Annotated in this window: 14 protein-coding genes and 1 riboswitch; of the genes, 5 read left to right on the top strand and 9 right to left on the bottom strand. The window is 31.2% G+C overall.

Annotated features, from left to right (window positions below; all coding sequences use genetic code 11):
• Positions 1-46: 46 nt before the first annotated feature.
• Positions 47-919: an ROK family protein gene (locus PYW31_RS01920; RefSeq protein WP_046835919.1), complete on the top strand. Its 873-nt coding sequence runs from the start codon at positions 47-49 to the stop codon at positions 917-919.
• Between the two features lie 54 nt (positions 920-973).
• On the opposite strand, the gene PYW31_RS01915 is transcribed toward PYW31_RS01920, so the two are convergent.
• Complete coding sequence (locus tag PYW31_RS01915) at positions 974-1,771, bottom strand: MurR/RpiR family transcriptional regulator (RefSeq protein ID WP_046835920.1); 798 nt, start codon at positions 1,769-1,771, stop codon at positions 974-976.
• Between the two features lie 163 nt (positions 1,772-1,934).
• Here PYW31_RS01915 and PYW31_RS01910 point away from each other — a divergent pair, with 163 nt between their 5' ends.
• Positions 1,935-2,603 carry an N-acetylmannosamine-6-phosphate 2-epimerase gene (locus PYW31_RS01910; protein ID WP_046835921.1) on the top strand — a complete coding sequence of 223 codons (669 nt, stop codon included), beginning with the start codon at positions 1,935-1,937 and terminating at the stop codon, positions 2,601-2,603.
• 74 nt (positions 2,604-2,677) lie between these two features.
• On the opposite strand, the gene srtA is transcribed toward PYW31_RS01910, so the two are convergent.
• The gene (srtA, locus tag PYW31_RS01905) at positions 2,678-3,271 is read right to left on the bottom strand and encodes a class A sortase SrtA (protein WP_046835922.1); all 594 of its coding nucleotides are present in this window, start codon (positions 3,269-3,271) and stop codon (positions 2,678-2,680) included.
• Positions 3,272-3,482: 211 nt separating this feature from the next.
• Between srtA and PYW31_RS01900 the strand changes: the two genes are divergently transcribed.
• Positions 3,483-3,980 carry a GNAT family N-acetyltransferase gene (locus PYW31_RS01900; RefSeq protein WP_046835923.1) on the top strand — a complete coding sequence of 166 codons (498 nt, stop codon included), beginning with the start codon at positions 3,483-3,485 and terminating at the stop codon, positions 3,978-3,980.
• Between the two features lie 171 nt (positions 3,981-4,151).
• Here the strand turns inward: PYW31_RS01900 and thiC are convergent, their stop codons facing one another.
• The 3 genes from thiC to PYW31_RS01885 form a co-directional block, all read right to left on the bottom strand.
• Complete coding sequence (thiC, locus tag PYW31_RS01895) at positions 4,152-5,888, bottom strand: phosphomethylpyrimidine synthase ThiC (RefSeq protein ID WP_046835924.1); 1,737 nt, start codon at positions 5,886-5,888, stop codon at positions 4,152-4,154.
• A 97-nt stretch (positions 5,889-5,985) separates the two neighbouring features.
• Positions 5,986-6,089: riboswitch (TPP riboswitch) on the bottom strand.
• A gap of 206 nt (positions 6,090-6,295) precedes the next feature.
• Positions 6,296-7,195, bottom strand: coding sequence for a phosphatase PAP2 family protein (locus PYW31_RS01890; RefSeq protein ID WP_046835925.1), 900 nt, complete (start codon positions 7,193-7,195; stop codon positions 6,296-6,298).
• 394 nt (positions 7,196-7,589) lie between these two features.
• Positions 7,590-8,264, bottom strand: coding sequence for a haloacid dehalogenase type II (locus PYW31_RS01885; RefSeq protein ID WP_046835926.1), 675 nt, complete (start codon positions 8,262-8,264; stop codon positions 7,590-7,592).
• A 195-nt stretch (positions 8,265-8,459) separates the two neighbouring features.
• On the opposite strand from PYW31_RS01885, the gene PYW31_RS01880 reads away from it, so the two are divergent.
• Both PYW31_RS01880 and PYW31_RS01875 read left to right on the top strand, forming a co-directional pair.
• Complete coding sequence (locus PYW31_RS01880; protein WP_046835927.1) at positions 8,460-8,723, top strand: hypothetical protein; 264 nt, start codon at positions 8,460-8,462, stop codon at positions 8,721-8,723.
• A 728-nt stretch (positions 8,724-9,451) separates the two neighbouring features.
• Positions 9,452-11,545, top strand: a complete 2,094-nt coding sequence (locus tag PYW31_RS01875) for a helix-turn-helix domain-containing protein (protein WP_046835928.1) — start codon at positions 9,452-9,454, stop codon at positions 11,543-11,545.
• A gap of 19 nt (positions 11,546-11,564) precedes the next feature.
• On the opposite strand, the gene PYW31_RS01870 is transcribed toward PYW31_RS01875, so the two are convergent.
• The 4 genes from PYW31_RS01870 to PYW31_RS01855 all read right to left on the bottom strand — a co-directional run bounded on the left by PYW31_RS01870 (position 11,565) and on the right by PYW31_RS01855 (position 16,266).
• Entirely contained in the window at positions 11,565-13,037 is a 1,473-nt protein-coding gene (locus PYW31_RS01870) for an ABC transporter ATP-binding protein (protein ID WP_046835929.1), read from the bottom strand.
• Positions 13,038-13,046: 9 nt separating this feature from the next.
• Positions 13,047-13,766: an energy-coupling factor transporter transmembrane component T gene (locus PYW31_RS01865; RefSeq protein ID WP_046835930.1), complete on the bottom strand. Its 720-nt coding sequence runs from the start codon at positions 13,764-13,766 to the stop codon at positions 13,047-13,049.
• Position 13,767: 1 nt separating this feature from the next.
• The gene (locus tag PYW31_RS01860) at positions 13,768-14,352 is read right to left on the bottom strand and encodes an MptD family putative ECF transporter S component (protein ID WP_046835931.1); all 585 of its coding nucleotides are present in this window, start codon (positions 14,350-14,352) and stop codon (positions 13,768-13,770) included.
• A gap of 189 nt (positions 14,353-14,541) precedes the next feature.
• Complete coding sequence (locus tag PYW31_RS01855; RefSeq protein WP_046835932.1) at positions 14,542-16,266, bottom strand: glycosyltransferase family 2 protein; 1,725 nt, start codon at positions 16,264-16,266, stop codon at positions 14,542-14,544.
• Positions 16,267-16,320 lie beyond the last annotated feature (54 nt).

Here is a 16,320-nt window from a genome sequence, read left to right as displayed (position 1 = left end):
ATTTGTGTATGGATTAGTAATTAAAAATCAAGGAGGCTGATTCTAGGTGGAAAATTATAAAATAGCAATAGATATTGGAGGCACCGCGATTAAAGCTGCAGTTTTAGATGAATCATATCATTTCATAGATTATAAAAAAGTACCTACGCCAAACAATATCAATCACTTTATCGTTGATGTCGTATATGACTTAGTAGAAACATACCAACAGCTATATAACATTAATCCTTTAAAAGTTGGTATTTCTAGTGCAGGTGTCATTGATGAGGTTCATGGCAGAGTGGTTTATAGTGGACCAACTATTCCTAACTTCAAAAGTACAAATTTCCATACGTTACTATCACCTTTAAGTGCTCAAGTACATGTGTTTAACGATGTAAATGCTGCATTATTAGGTGAACTCGTTTTCCATAAATACGATCAGGAAAATATATTTTGCCTTACTTTGGGTACTGGTATTGGTGGCGCGTTTTATAATAATACGTTACAGCTATATAATGGTGAACGAAATAGGGCTAATGAAATAGGATATTTATTATATAAAATAGAAGATGGTACAACATTTGAACAACGTGCCTCCACTTCAGCACTTAAATCATTGATGCATGACTATGCGTTTGCATATGCTGATGATGTACCTAAGTTATTCGAAGCAGCAAAATATCATGACAGTACAGCTCTAGCTATACTTAACCAATGGGGGAACGATGTTGCAGAAGGTCTTGCTCAAATACAAATTATGTATGATCCAGGATTAATTCTGATTGGTGGTGGTATATCGACTCAAGGTAACCAATTACTTAAATATATTACACCGAAAATCAATCAATTTTTACCACACCAATTTGGACATGCACCTATTCAAACTGTACGTAGTGAAAATCATGCCGCTTTATTCGGTGCAGTGTCTAGATTTTAATATAACCTGAGAAATATTTGATATTGGAACATCAGTATTTCTCAGGTTAATTTTTTATTCATTCAAAATAACATGCTTCGTTTTTTGATAAACACCTTGCATATACTCATCGTCTAACAATAAATAACTTACGATATCAATTAAAAAAAGTGTAGCGATTTGAGTATTAATAAATCTGGAATCATTGATTCTAGATTGATCTGTTGTGATTAACACTAAATCTGCACATTGTGTTAAAGCACTACCCTCATAATTTGTAATTGCAACGACGTAAGCCCCTTGCTCATGTGCAATTTCTGCTGCTGCGATAAGTTCTGCAGTTTCACCACTATTCGATATAGCTACAAATGTATCTGATGCCGATAATAGAGAAGCAAAAATTTTCATTTGATGGGCATCTGTTGAAACATTTCCTTTCAATCCCATACGCATCATCCGATAATAAAATTCTGTAGCCGATAAGCCAGAACTACCTAATCCAGCATAAATAATTTGTCGACTACGTATGATTTGATTCACGAAACTCTGTATTTTATCATCTGCGATAAATTCACCTGTTTGTTGTATGATATCTTGATGATATTTGTGGATACGTTGTATAAGCGGGCTATTTTCAATTTTTTTATCTGTCATTTCTTGCTGTAAATTGAATTTCAAATCTTGAAAATTCTCGTAATTCAATTTATTGCTAAAACGCGTAATCGTAGCTGGTGATGTACCGATTGCATAAGCCAAAGAATTGATGGTTGAAAATGTATCATCAAAATCATTATTTTGAATATAATCTACAATTTGCTTATCCGTCTTGGTAAATAAGTGATGATAGCGTTGTATTCGGTTTTCAAATTTCATTTAAGTCACCTCTCAAAATAAGTATAAACAAAGTATAAATGAAAATGTTTTTCATAACAAACAAATGTATTGATTAATATTTTCTTGGTGTTATATTGAAATTACCTGCCAAATATAATTAAAATTATTTTTTAAAATTACTAAAGTTATGGAGTGTGTAATTATGTTACCAAAGGGATTAATTGTTTCTTGCCAAGCATTATCTGACGAACCATTGCATTCATCATTTATCATGTCAAAAATGGCCCTAGCAGCATATGAAGGTGGCGCAGTTGGTATTAGAGCAAATTCGAAAGAAGATATTATCGCAATCAAAAAAGAAATAGATTTGCCTGTTATTGGTATTGTTAAACGAGATTATGCTGGATCAAATGTCTTTATTACTGCCACACGTCAAGAAATTGATGAACTTATTACAAGCCAGTGTGAAGTTATTGCCCTAGATGCTACAATGCAAACGCGTCCCAAAGAATCACTTCAAGACCTTGTTGCTTATTTACGAGAAACTGCACCGAATATTGAGCTAATGGCTGATATTTCTACAGTGGAAGAAGCACAGTATGCTGATAAACTCGGATTTGATTATATTGGAACGACTTTACGAGGCTATACACCATATACACAAGGTCATATTTTATTCGAAGATGACTTCCAATTTCTTAAAGATGTGCTCAATCAAGTAAATGCCAAAGTCATTGCTGAAGGTAATGTTATGACACCTGAAATGTTAAAACAAGTCACGGATCTTGGTGTTCATTGCACAGTAGTAGGTGGCGCAATTACACGTCCTAAGGAAATTACCAAACGCTTTATACAAGCTATGAATCAGTAAACAGATAAAAGACCGTGAACATGCATTGTGTAATTAATTACTCAAACATTGATGTCATTGCGGTCTTTATTGATTTATATCTCTTTTGCTATAAATATTTTACGTTTTTCCCATTCCCCTGTTTGTTCATTATAGTTGTCACATGTTATCAAAGTTAATTGTTTAGTAGATGTATCTTGCTCATCTAGCACTTGTACATCATCTGGTTGCACATCAAATACTTTAGTAATCTTATAAGTGCGCTTTTCGTTTCCTACATTGAAATAAACTTTACTGCCTTTATGTACTTTAGGTAAACTTGAAAATTGATAATCAGAAGATCCTTTAACTGTATGTCCTGCAATCGCAATATTTTGATCGTTTAGTGACTCATTTCCTTCAGCAAAACTTACCCCTCTATCAAGTTGATTCGGCGTAGCAGGACCAGGATAAACTGGCGTCTTTATGTCAGCATCTGGTACCGAAATATAACCGACCATTTTTGTTTTATCTTTAGGTATAGCGGTGGATGTATGATGTCGCTGCCTACGTTCGTATTTTTCAACTTTTTTTTCATTATCTTTGACAGCAAAATAGTGTTGAATGGATGGTTTAGCAAACATATAAACAGCAGTTAATATGAGTAATATGCCAACAGTTGTAATGAGTCGGTCGCCCCATTTTTTCATGCTCTAATACCTCCCTTTACAGTTACATTTATTACTTTAAATATAGCGCAACACTTTATCATATATATTTATATTTATCATACCTTATCGTGATATTTTCGTAAATTTTATTACAATAAATTGCACCTTAATCAAAATAAGTGTTAAATATAAATAAATAGATAATTTATAATTACATTACCTAAAATAATCGAAAAAGGATGGTTTGCTTATGATACGTCATGCTACTAAAACAGATTTACCAAATATATTAGATATCTATAATGATGCAATCTTAAATACTACTGCAGTATATACATACAATCCACAAACTATTGAGGCACGTGAAGAATGGTTTGAAAAAAAAGCAAATAATCATGAACCTGTACTCGTATATGAAGAACAAGGCGAAGCAATCGCATTTGCAACTTATGGGTCTTTTCGTGATTGGCCAGCCTATCAATATTCCATTGAACATTCTATTTATGTAAATAAGCACCATAGAGGTAAAGGTATTGCTTCTCTATTGCTTGCTGAAATTATTCAAACTGCACGTGATCATGGATATAAAACATTAGTAGCTGGTATTGATGCAACTAATGATTATAGTATCTACCTACATAAGAAGTTTAAATTCACCCATTCAGGCACAATTCATAATGTAGGCTATAAATTTAATAAATGGCTAGACTTAGCTTTCTATCAACTCGACTTAAGTAACAACGAATAAATCGCTCATTTAAGGTGATTTTTATTGCAAAAACATTATGTTTAAAGATAATGACATATATTAACTTAAATTTCTAGATAATGATTGAAGAAAGCATACAAAAAAACTGCCACAAAGTCGGGAACCTTGTTGGCAGTCTGAAACTAAACATTATATGCTGTGACCTTATATTTAATGGTATATTTTACTACCTTCGGACACAAATTCTTCTGACTTTTGTTTCAATCCTTCTGCTTTCAATTCGGGGTTTTTTCGTAAATCATGAGAGATACGCATTGAACAGAATTTCGGCCCACACATACTACAAAAATGCGCAACTTTTGCTGATTCTGCCGGTAACGTCTCATCGTGAAATGATCTCGCTTTATCAGGATCTAAAGAAAGGTTGAATTGGTCATACCATCTAAATTCAAACCGTGCCCTACTGATCTCATCGTCTCTTTTTTGGGCACCTTTCATACCTTTTGCTAAATCAGCTGCATGTGCCGCTATCTTATATGTGACTACCCCTTCTCTTACATCATCTTTGTTAGGCAATCCTAGATGTTCTTTAGGTGTAACGTAACACAACATCGCAGTGCCATAACTCGCAATCTGTGCCGCTCCTATTGCAGAAGTAATATGATCATAAGCTGGGGCAATATCTGTTGTAAGCGGTCCTAAAGTATAAAATGGTGCTTCTTGACAATAAAAATCTTCAAGTTCCTGATTTTCTTTTATTTTATGAATTGGCACATGGCCTGGACCTTCAACCATCACTTGAACATCATACTTCCATGCAATAGCTGTAAGTTCTCCTAATGTTTTTAATTCCAAGATTTGGCTTTCATCATTTGCATCATAAATTGATCCAGGTCGTAAACCATCGCCTAAAGATATTGCAATATCATATTCTCTTAAAATTTCACAAATTTCGCTAAAGTGCATATATAAGAAACTTTCTTCATGATGCGCTAAACACCATTGTGCCATAATTGAACCACCACGCGAAACAATACCCGTTAAACGACTCACTGTAGTTGGTACATATCTTAATAATACGCCTGCATGAATCGTAAAATAGTCTACACCTTGTTCAGCTTGTTCGATTAAGGTATCTCTATAAATTTCCCAAGTAAGATCTTGTGCGTTACCATCTACTTTTTCTAACGCTTGATATATTGGAACTGTCCCAACTGGAACAGGAGAATTACGTAATAAAAACTCACGTGTTGCGTGAATATTTTTACCAGTTGAGAGATCCATAATTGTGTCAGCACCCCAGTGAATTGACCATACTAATTTTTCTATTTCTGCTTCTATTGAAGAACTCACTGCTGAATTCCCTATATTAGCATTAATTTTCACTTGGAAATTTTTCCCGATAATCATTGGTTCTGATTCTGGATGATTTATATTATTAGGAATAATTGCGCGTCCACGTGCAATTTCAGAACGTACATACTCAGCTGATATATCTTCTCTTGTTGCAATAAATTTCATTTCTTTTGTAATAATACCTTGTCTTGCATAATGCATTTGTGTCACATTTTTTCCAGGTTTTGCTTTACGTGGTTTATATTCAAAGGGTGTTTCTACGAATTTTTTATGGTTATCTTTTTTAAAACCATTATCCAATGAAACGACTTTACGTCCTTCATAAAAGTTCGTATCGTCACGTTCTTCAATCCACTTGGCTCGTAATTGTGGTATGCCTTTTTGAACATTCACTTCATAATCATCATCATGATAAGGTCCAGCAGTATCATAAACAACTACTGATTCATTAGGCGTTGTGCCTTGCTCTGTGACAGTCGGTGATAGTTCTATTGACCTAAAAGGCACTTGAATATCTCGTTCTTCACCGCTAATCCATAATCGTTGACTAGATGGAAATTGTTTCTTTAATTCAATTTTATCTTGTTCCATAAAAAAACTCCTTAGCATGTATTATTGCTAGGAGACCTGGTCAGAAATCGCATATATAGTGAAGTTAAACAACAAACAGTATCAAATTACATTTTGAAACTGCTATGTTATGCTTCCCTACGCTGGTATTAACCAGATCAGGTTCAAAGGGTTGAGACCAATGTCTCTTTCAGCTATTGAAAAGCACCCCTAGCAATTGATATTAAATTCTGATTCAAACTTAACACTAATCATTTTTAATTACAAATAAATTTATAAAAAATATTCATATTCTTTTTCAAAAATTCATCATATTTTTCACTGTCTAATTTATCAGTGCGCTAAATCCTGTAAAAAAGCCAGAAGATATATAGTACTTCAATATCCTCTAGCTTAAACTTATTTTGAATATATATTAACTTCAAATATTACATTTTGTACGTATTCAACTTATTAATCATATAATCTGCTGCAATCATTAGCATAAAAATTAACATAAACGACATCGTAACGTCGCCTAAAAAATGGGCACCAATACGTAAACGACTGAGACACATAATAATTGTATACGCCAATCCAATATTGAATATCACTTTTTGCGATTTTAACTTTTTAAAATAAAAGGCTATAAACATAAAATATGCCGCATCAGTCGTATGCCCTGAAGGGAAAGAACTATGTCCAGTATTACCATTTATCGTTAACCAATTTGTAAAATGCGCTCCATGAGTGCCGATTTCATATGGTCTTGCGCGTCCCCATAATTCTTTTAAACTATCAATAGTTTCTAATCCAACAAGTAATACAAAAAAACTAACTAGCGCTACTTTAAACAACCTTTCTATTTCATTTTGATCTATACGTTTTAACCAAAATTGATAGACAACTAGTATAATAATAAGCAAAATAATAAATGTAATTAAGTACCCTGCACCTATAGATAATGCACTTCCTGCATCACCTTCATTACTAGCCACGCCTATCGGTTTATGCTTCTTAATATTATCTAAACTTGATACGACATACTGCACTGTTTCTGATAGAAGTGAATTAGTTTTTATTAAAGTATAAATAAATGTCATAATTAGAATGATATATTTAGCTAATTTGCTATGTAATCTTGAAAATATATAAAAATTTAAAATAATCATTGAAATAATTAATATTAACGTAGGCGGAAATAACCCTAAATCTTGAAATATTGTTCCAAATACAGAATTCTGATTCATAAGAAATTGTGAAACAGGTAAGTCAATCCATAAAGCCACAAGTAAAATGCTACTAAGTATGACTAGAATGAGTGTCGCTAATCTTTTCGAAATAACCATATATCCTCCAGACTTCAAATAACCAAAATTTTAAAAATTATTTATTTGAATTAAAAATATTTTCCAACTCATCATTACCCTTAACAAAGAAAAATATGTTTGAAATTTAAATATTATATTGTTATTCATCTTTATTAACGCAGTAAACTTAGCAATTTAAGATTAAATTTCATAATTATAAATATTCCTCATTTTTAGTTAATGTGACAGTACTGTAAGGTCACAAATCTCCTATAAAATGATATATTAAATGAGTAGCGAAAATTATTTTCATAAAAAGTTCTTCATATACTGAGTTATGCTCAGTCAGACATAAAACGACAGACCTCTATAACATGAGATCTGTCGTTTTACTTTGTTTATTATCCATTATAATATAAATGTTCTTTTAGAATTATTTATTCATTTCCAGCCACTTTACCATTTCATTAAGATTGTTCACTGTAATAGTAGGTTGCTGACCATTTTCATCAAACACTTCATTTTTTCGATTTACCCAAACCGTGTTAAATCCAAAATTGGCAGCGCCTGTAACATCCCATGTATTCGATGATACGAATAAAATATCTTCACGCTTTAATTTATAATATTCTAAAACGAGTGCATAGCTAGCAGGACTCGGTTTATATTGTTTAATTTCATCCACGCTAATTACGGTATCGATATATTCAGCTATCTTTGAATTATCAACTAATGGCATGAGCATATTATCACTACCATTTGAAAGCACACCCAAATCTATATTCTTTGCTTTTATATCTGATAATGCTCTAGGGATTTCCTTAAAATAGGTTAAATCTAAATATGCTTCAAATAATCTATTAACGTCCTCACGATTATATTGAATTTCATGAACATCTAAAGCGTAACGTAATGTCTCTTTAGTCAATTCATCAAATGAAATATAACGTTGCATTGCTTGCCTTAAAAACATGTGCCTCATTTGCGTCTCTCTCCACAACTTTGCAATAGAGGTCGCTAAATCATCATCAAAATCTGGCATATTATTTTTTAGAGATGATATATCAAAAATTGTGCCATATACATCAAAGATTATAGCTTTATACATATTAACCCTCCCTCTTACAAATAAAAAATCAAACTTACTTACTCTTATACACTTTCACAATAATTTAAAACAGGTTCTATTGTATTTTCAATATTTTTTTATGGGGCTCTTTGTAAATTTTGTGTAAATTTACAAATTGCAACATTAACATTCTTAAAATCGGATATAGAAAAGTAAGAGAGGAGGCTGGTTGTTATGAGAAAATTATTTGCACATGATTTATTCAATCTCTTTTTCATCGCGTTCTGTTATATGGTCTTGATTACTTTAACGCTATTTGTATTTGATATTTTTGAAGTAAAAACAACCGGTTCTGTATTTTTAGAAACTTTAAGTTCAATTACTATTTTTAAAATTTTTAACAACACTTTGTTTAACGGTTTATTCACTTTATTTTTAATCATTTCATTCGTGCTTGTCGTTTATAAATCTTTAGACCTTTATATAAAAAAAAGATAGCACTTTCAAAAATTAATTTTATATTTTAGCTATATTAACAACTTTCGTAGTTCTTTATAGCCTACTTTAAGTTGTATGAATTATAATTCTAATAAAAATTATATTGTAACATTACAATGCAAGTTATATAATATTCTTAGAGAATGCTTTAGTGTTTTATATCAATTCTATCAATGTGCCATCTATCATCATAGTTATATTCCATTCCCAGAATTAAACTTTATGCACCCATTAAAAATACATGATATAAAACCGCATTCTTATCAAATTCAAGCTTATACACAAGAAGCTTATTTGAAAAAAGAGATCTAAAATCGCTTTCAGGCAGTGATTTTAGATCTCTTTCAATATTCGTGTGTTATTCACTCATGTATGTTTTAAAACTGCTGATTCTCAAGTTATACTTCGTAACACAATATAATTATTAACCACTCATACATTTAAATGCACTTTCCATGTGAAACCTGTTTTTCATATATTTAACCGAACACTTTCTCTTACAACTATTCCTTTAACTCACTTTTAGTAAATTTATTAATCAAACCTATATTTTTTTTACTACTCTCTCTTTAATAAGTTAAAAATTATCTTTCCAACTTCTAATTATTAATTCTAAATATACCTTTATTAATCTTTGTTAATATCCATTCATTTTTAAGGGCTTACAGTTGTAAAATAGTTTTATTACTTATTAATAATAGTACCATTTGAGGCCAAAGGTGATATTTGTGATTAGTTCTATATCTATAAGAAACCATTACTCAACTGAATTAGCACGATGTATAAATGAAACCATGATATTAATACCGTTAGGAGATCCCTGTAAATTATTTTTAAATGGGGCTGTTGTTACCATAGAAGACGGCATAATCATTAATAATGCAGACTTATATCAATTGTTAGATGTCCATAATCTTATTGAAATAAAAATACCGTTACCTTTATTTATGACAAGAGATGCTTACCTAGTCAATGCTTATTTTGACTTTAACCGTATTAAGCATATAGATCAATTTAAAAATATGATTTTGCAAGAATTACACAAAGATTTTTCTAAAGAAGCGCATCTCACTTCCTATATTTCTAAAATAATAGATTATTTAATAAAAGAAGCCAAAGTGCCTTTGCAGAATATATATTTACCTCAACTACATACAAAACATCCTTTATTAAATAAAATCATTCAATATATACATAAAAATATATTTGGAACACTCACGACCCAACAAATTTCTAAGGCGTTTTATATATCTCAATCTTATATTTCTATTCTATTTACAAAAGTATTGAATATTAATTTCAAATATTATACTACTTCCTTAAAAATAGCTTTGTCTTTGTATGACTTGGCACAAGACAATAAAAATATTTATGATATTGCCGCTAAATATAGTTTTAAAAATGTAAGTACATATACAAAGCATTTTAAATATTATGTTAATATGCCACCTAAGCGATATATCTACCTCTTTAGATGTGGAGAGTTTGATATCCCTTATCGGCCTGTAACTGATCATATAGTTTTGTCCAAACATATCTCTGAATTTTATAAACATACTACTTCTAATAATGAAGCTGTTAACGATATAGATTTAACTCACATTAAATATAACCATTATTTTAAAGATCCTTATATCGTAATTGAGTTAGAAAACATGTACGATTTATTAAATTTCAAGAGAAATAATATAGAAAGTATAATCTATTCACAATTTTCAAAAGTAATATTACTAATTAAAAACATAAACTTTGATTTTATAAATAATCTAGCAATGCAAAAACTATTTAATGCAATTGAATTTCTGACACGGAAACATTGCCACTTAACATTTAAAATCACTAATATCTCTTCATTCCAATCGTTCAACTATTATATATTACAAGCATTTAATACATCACTATCTTACATACAATGTTTAAATAGTATCTCCCTACTATTTGAGCTTACATCTCATAGTATCAATAAGACGAATCACTTAGTTAAACGTCTACAAAAAAAATATTCTAATTTAAAATTAGGCATTTGTGTAGACGATATCATCCTCACTAAATTAACTTTAAGTGACATGATTACAACTATCACTGCTTTCGATGTTGATTATTATTATATTAATCTTGATTTTATTGAACTAGGAACACAATTAAAGCAAAAATCAAAACAAAATAACAACGAATACAATTTAAGAGAATCAATCTTACTCTTTATTAATCGCATGACTAACGCCTATTCACACAAATTAATTTTCAATAATATTACACATCACGCATTGAGACGCTACTTTAATAATCTTAATTGCGAAAGTCACATACTTTTACTCCATTTACTAATTGATTTAAATCAAAAAATTGGTGGTCTGGGTTATCCTTACTACTCAAATGATAAGAATAGACTCATGCTTATTGGAAGTCATCAAAGTACAATGCCAATTGTGCATATTTACAATTTATTACAACCATTTATCAATCAACATATCATGTTGCATTCCTGTGGTATGGTAAGTAAAATAAATAATCACTATCATTTATTTTTATTTACTAATCTCATCAGGAACCCTAGTCAATCATCTATAATTGTTAACATTTATCACCATTATTCTAAAGATTTCCCAATATTCACGCGCCTGCTGAATCAAAACCATGGCATTATAACGAATATGATTTCAGCTGATTTAAATTTAAATTCTATTGAGCCTTCATTGTTAACACAAATTAATAAGGCAAATCATCCATTAGCTAAATTAAGCTTACATAATCATAATCAAGCTATTACATATGCCCTTTCTAATTCATCTATACAATATGTAGTTATTCCACCAAATTAACCACAAAAAGCCCCAGATATTATTCATCTGAGGGCTTCTCTATTTCAAAGAACGTTTGCAATTTTTCTAAGTTATATTCATCTAATCTATACTGTGATACGACAGAACCTGCTTCCAATTGTAATACTTCATCTGCACATGATAGTAATAACTCATAATCATGAGTTATTACTATTATTGTATGCCCTTGCTGGGCCAAATCATTAATAATTTCGCTCATTTCTCTCATTCTTTTACCATCTAGACCACTTGATGGTTCATCAAATATTAAAACGTCTCTTTGGGTTTCCACAGCGCTAGCAATGGCTAAACGTTGTTTTTCACCACCTGAAAGTGCTAATGGATGCCGCTCAATATGACTAGCTATCCCATATCTTGTTAAACACGATTTAATTGCTTCATCACTCAATTGATCATTACTTAATCTCAGTTCTTCTTCCACATTTTCTGCAAATAGCTGATTATTAACATCTTGAAAAACCATATATACATGATTTAATCTCTGGTTTCGAGTTAATACACTCTTTTCATTATTTACTTTACCTTTAAATTTACGTTCAAGACCTGTTAAGCAACGTGCAAACGTAGATTTTCCAGAACCATTGTAACCAATTAAAGCTGTCACTTCTCCTTTAGGTAACTTTAGCTTATCGATATTCAATGCAAGTGGTTGTTTAGCTTTGTATCTGAAATAAAAGTTATGTAAGTTTAAATACGTGGTACTTTTACTTTTAACTCGTTTGGGTTTCATATGAGTGAGATGCGTGTGCCTCAAACCTAATGAAGTCAACGTCTCAAGTGATAATGTATTAAAAGTGTAATTATCATATCTTTTTTTTATAGTTCCTTGCTCCATAACGATAAAACGATCTACTACATCTATTAAATAGTGTAAGCGATGCTCCGCAATTACTATAGTCTTTCCTGTGCTTTTCCAAAGTTCAATCATGCTTTTTAATCTAGTAATCATCTTAAAATCTAAGTTAGATGAGGGTTCATCAAGTATAATCAATGCATGTCCAGAAACTTGAATTGCCGTGCATGCAATAAGTTGCTTTTCTCCTCCTGAAAGGCTAAAAATACCTCTATCTAGTAAATGTTCGAGGTTAAATTGATATGCGCTATATCCAATATCTGATTTTATTTGCGTAGGGTTAACGCCATAATTTTCAGGTTCAAAGGCAAGTTCACTTGTTGTGTTCAAGCAAAAAAATTGAGATCTAGGATTCTGAAATACGGACCCACTTTCTTTAGAAACATCATAGATAGATTGGTCTTTCATATCTTTATTATTGATTATTATTTCACCTTCAATATGCCCCTTAAAAAAATGAGGTATTGCTCCGTTTAATATGCGCGTTAATGTCGTTTTACCACAACCTGAAGCGCCGGTTAAACAAATCACTTCCCCTTTATTTACAGTAAGATTTATATCGTTCAGTGCCTTTTGTTCATTTTCATAATTAAACGATAATCCTTTTATTTCAATCATTTTTTAACCTCACAATAGATAATAAGCAATGTATAATAATAATCCTATACCTAAAAACAACCAATCCAACCAACTTAACTTTAATTTTATGATAGCTGTTCTTCTATGCGTTAAATTCAAGCCACGCGTCATTGCAGCAACAGTCAATTCATTGCCTATTTTCACAACACTACTTAACATCGGTACAATACGATATTCTATGTATTGAATTGGTTTTTTTAAAGCAAATCGCAATGAGATGCCTCTCATTTTCATAGCATCTCTAATTAAAGCTGATTCCACCTTAATTGTCGGTATGAATCTAAACATCACTGATATAGGTATCGTAATCTGTCTAGGTAACTTCAAACTTTCCAACCCAACGATGAGCACTTCTACTTGTGTAGTCTTGAAAATATAATACCCCATAACAAGTGCCGGTAAAAAGCGCGTAACAATACCTGAAGGAATAAATATTGCTAGTGTTGCAAATTGACTCTGACCAACTGTAATGAAGGCTTCTCCATACCAAGCACAAGTAATGAGTACAAGTGCTGATATACCTTTTACATATTTACCTATCATCACTATTAATACGACTGGTATCAACATAATTAATAATCTCACTATAACTTGATTACCAGTTACACTACCGGTCAATGAGATAAGCGATACAATGATCATAAGTGCTAACTTTATTCTTGGGTCCAGATTATATAATTTATCTTGCTTTATTATATGATTATACATATTAAATCATACCTGCACGCTTAAAATGCTTTTTCAATACACCTTTTGCAATATATGCGCCTAACCATGCCCCAACAATTGTTGTAATAATGATTACAGGAATCATTCCAAATGAAAATAATCCTGCTACTGTCGCCTCATAATTTGCACCATATTTTTCTCGAATAAATGATAAATATGAAGTTCTCATAAAGTAGAATGGCAATAAATTACCAACAGACCAAAATGAAAATACGATATAACCTACAATATTATATTTCCAACTTTTATAGCGTCCAACAGACATGATAACATCTGCAATAATTATTATTGGGACACTGAGGATCAATGCTATCCATGGATGTCCCATGATTGCTAATATTAAACTAACCACTATTCCACATATGGTCAGCGCTCCAAATTTTTGAGTTTTACTGAGTAGTAACATTATAGGAATAGCACCAATTAAACCTATCATTGCTGGAAGTAACACCATAAAAATAGGGATAATGCCTAAAATACCTGGTGGTGCTATAAAAATGAAATAGACAGCCGTAAACAATCCAATATTTATTAAGTCTTTAACATCAATCTTATTATTCTTCATCGATAACTCCTTTTAACATCAATCAACATTTGCTTCTTCAATATCAAACACTGTTACAAATATGTAATTAACGATCGTACTCTACATATTCCCACGATACTATAATTGAAAACGATTATCAATAACAGCGCGCTGTATATTAAAGAAAGTGATCTAATATATCATTAGACCACTTTCCATTATATACAATTAATATTTTAAAACTAAGTGCGGTGTTTCAATACGAAAGTCTTTTTTTAATTCACTTGTTTTTATCTTATTTAAAAGCGTCAATTTATATATCATCCATTTTTCATCTGTAGCTGTAGTTAGATAGCCATATGTAAAATCACTTCCTAACATAAGTGCTGTCATACCTTCAGATATTAAATAATTAAATTCTAAACTTCGTAACTGCATCGTATTTTTATCCACAGCCTTCACTTCTATCATATCGTTCAACCTATTTTGTGTTACATAAAACGATAAATTATCATAGTCTTTTGTAAAATAAGGTGTAAAGCGATAGTAGTGGTTCCCATTTTTCGTGATTGTGCTTGTCTCCGCCTCATAAGGATATGCTTTACGTTTATTACCAATACGCTTTTCAATCGTCATATTATCAATACGCATTTCTAAAAATATATCCCACACTTTTTCTTTAATTAAATATGGCATAATCTCGTCCATAGTCACCCCAAATTTAAAGCGTGTTTGATCATTAACTGCTAAAGGTATATAAATCATTTCTTTCTTATTTCGCGAAACAAGTTTTAATTGAATCATAGTAGCTACCTGGTTAGGATTAATAATGGATTTTAAAAACTCTACTTCTAAATTAAAACCTTTATCATTAAAATTAAATTGTGTAAGCATTAAATCAGGTTTAGTAAGTTGTTGAAATTTAAAAAATGGCTCATCTTTATCGAATTGAATTTCTAATCCTTCTTGGTATGCATTAAAGTTATAAAATCCACCATTCTTATAGCTTTCTTCGACAATTTGATAATGGTTCATATCCTTCTTACGTGCATAATATAATAATGGTTTTAACCCATCTTTTAATAATGCATCCACGCGTGAAGGTACTTTTAGGATAAAATCACCTAAGGCATCCATCCACTCTTGTTTTTTATCATCTGCTATTTTTAACGAAAAGTTGTTTGTTCTTGAGAAAGAAAAATGTCTGTCTATGAAATATGCTAATACTTCATCTTTATTATCTAACGTACTATTTATGATTTCTTCAGTAATCAATGACATGACTTGATAAAAATCTTTAGGTGAGACATAAGCTGAACTCATATGTTCCCCTTCACGTTTTGTTGCATAATAATATGGTTTATCACAGAGTACTGCTATTTTTTGAGCATTTATATATGCTTTCATAGTAAATAATTGGTCTTCCGCACTTTTCAAATCTTCTGGGAATACAATACCATGCTTTTTTAGAAGTGAGGTTCTATAAAACTTTGTAGGACTCAATGTGTACATAATTCTAGAATTGGAAAGTGTCACAGAATCACTGGTTCTTTGGAACATTGATTTTGGCACTCCACGACCATTGACGCCTTGCATTTTCACTAAGACTACATCAGCATTATTATTGTCCACAAAACCTGCGACATCTTTTAAAGTATCTGGGTTAATGTAATCGTCAGAATCTACAAAGAATACATACTCCCCTTGTGCAATTTCTAACGCTGTATTTCTTGGTTTACCTGGTCCACCTGAATTAAATTCAAGCTGCTTTACAACCAAATTCAATGTGTTCTTAAAAGGTTCTACGATTTTTAGTGTGTCATCTGTAGAGCAATCATCAACAAGTATCACTTCAAAATCTTTTTTATTAAACGTTTGTTGTTGAAGGCTTTGCATAAGCTCTTTGATATATGCCTCTGAATTATAACTCGGTACTATAATTGAAAATTTCATTACTAACCTCACCTCGTAAAAAAGTGAGTGCCATTACAAAGTCGTATACTGCGC

This window comes from Staphylococcus succinus, assembly GCF_029024945.1.
In the GTDB taxonomy this organism is placed as follows: Bacteria; Bacillota; Bacilli; order Staphylococcales; family Staphylococcaceae; genus Staphylococcus; species Staphylococcus succinus.
Note: the sequence above shows the minus strand (reverse complement) of the source record. Positions and strands in the feature narration are given on the sequence as shown.

Bases quoted from the DNA above. Each gene is read 5' to 3' on its own strand.
- PYW31_RS01915 (WP_046835920.1), bottom strand. From the start codon at position 1,771: ATGAAATTTGAAAACCGAATACAACGCTATCATCACTTATTTACCAAG.
- PYW31_RS01910 (WP_046835921.1), top strand. From the start codon at position 1,935: ATGTTACCAAAGGGATTAATTGTTTCTTGCCAAGCATTATCTGACGAA.
- srtA (WP_046835922.1), bottom strand. From the start codon at position 3,271: ATGAAAAAATGGGGCGACCGACTCATTACAACTGTTGGCATATTACTC.
- PYW31_RS01900 (WP_046835923.1), top strand. From the start codon at position 3,483: ATGATACGTCATGCTACTAAAACAGATTTACCAAATATATTAGATATC.
- thiC (WP_046835924.1), bottom strand. From the start codon at position 5,888: ATGGAACAAGATAAAATTGAATTAAAGAAACAATTTCCATCTAGTCAA.
- PYW31_RS01890 (WP_046835925.1), bottom strand. From the start codon at position 7,195: ATGGTTATTTCGAAAAGATTAGCGACACTCATTCTAGTCATACTTAGT.
- PYW31_RS01885 (WP_046835926.1), bottom strand. From the start codon at position 8,264: ATGTATAAAGCTATAATCTTTGATGTATATGGCACAATTTTTGATATA.
- PYW31_RS01880 (WP_046835927.1), top strand. From the start codon at position 8,460: ATGAGAAAATTATTTGCACATGATTTATTCAATCTCTTTTTCATCGCG.
- PYW31_RS01870 (WP_046835929.1), bottom strand. From the start codon at position 13,037: ATGATTGAAATAAAAGGATTATCGTTTAATTATGAAAATGAACAAAAG.
- PYW31_RS01865 (WP_046835930.1), bottom strand. From the start codon at position 13,766: ATGTATAATCATATAATAAAGCAAGATAAATTATATAATCTGGACCCA.
- PYW31_RS01860 (WP_046835931.1), bottom strand. From the start codon at position 14,352: ATGAAGAATAATAAGATTGATGTTAAAGACTTAATAAATATTGGATTG.
- PYW31_RS01855 (WP_046835932.1), bottom strand. From the start codon at position 16,266: ATGAAATTTTCAATTATAGTACCGAGTTATAATTCAGAGGCATATATC.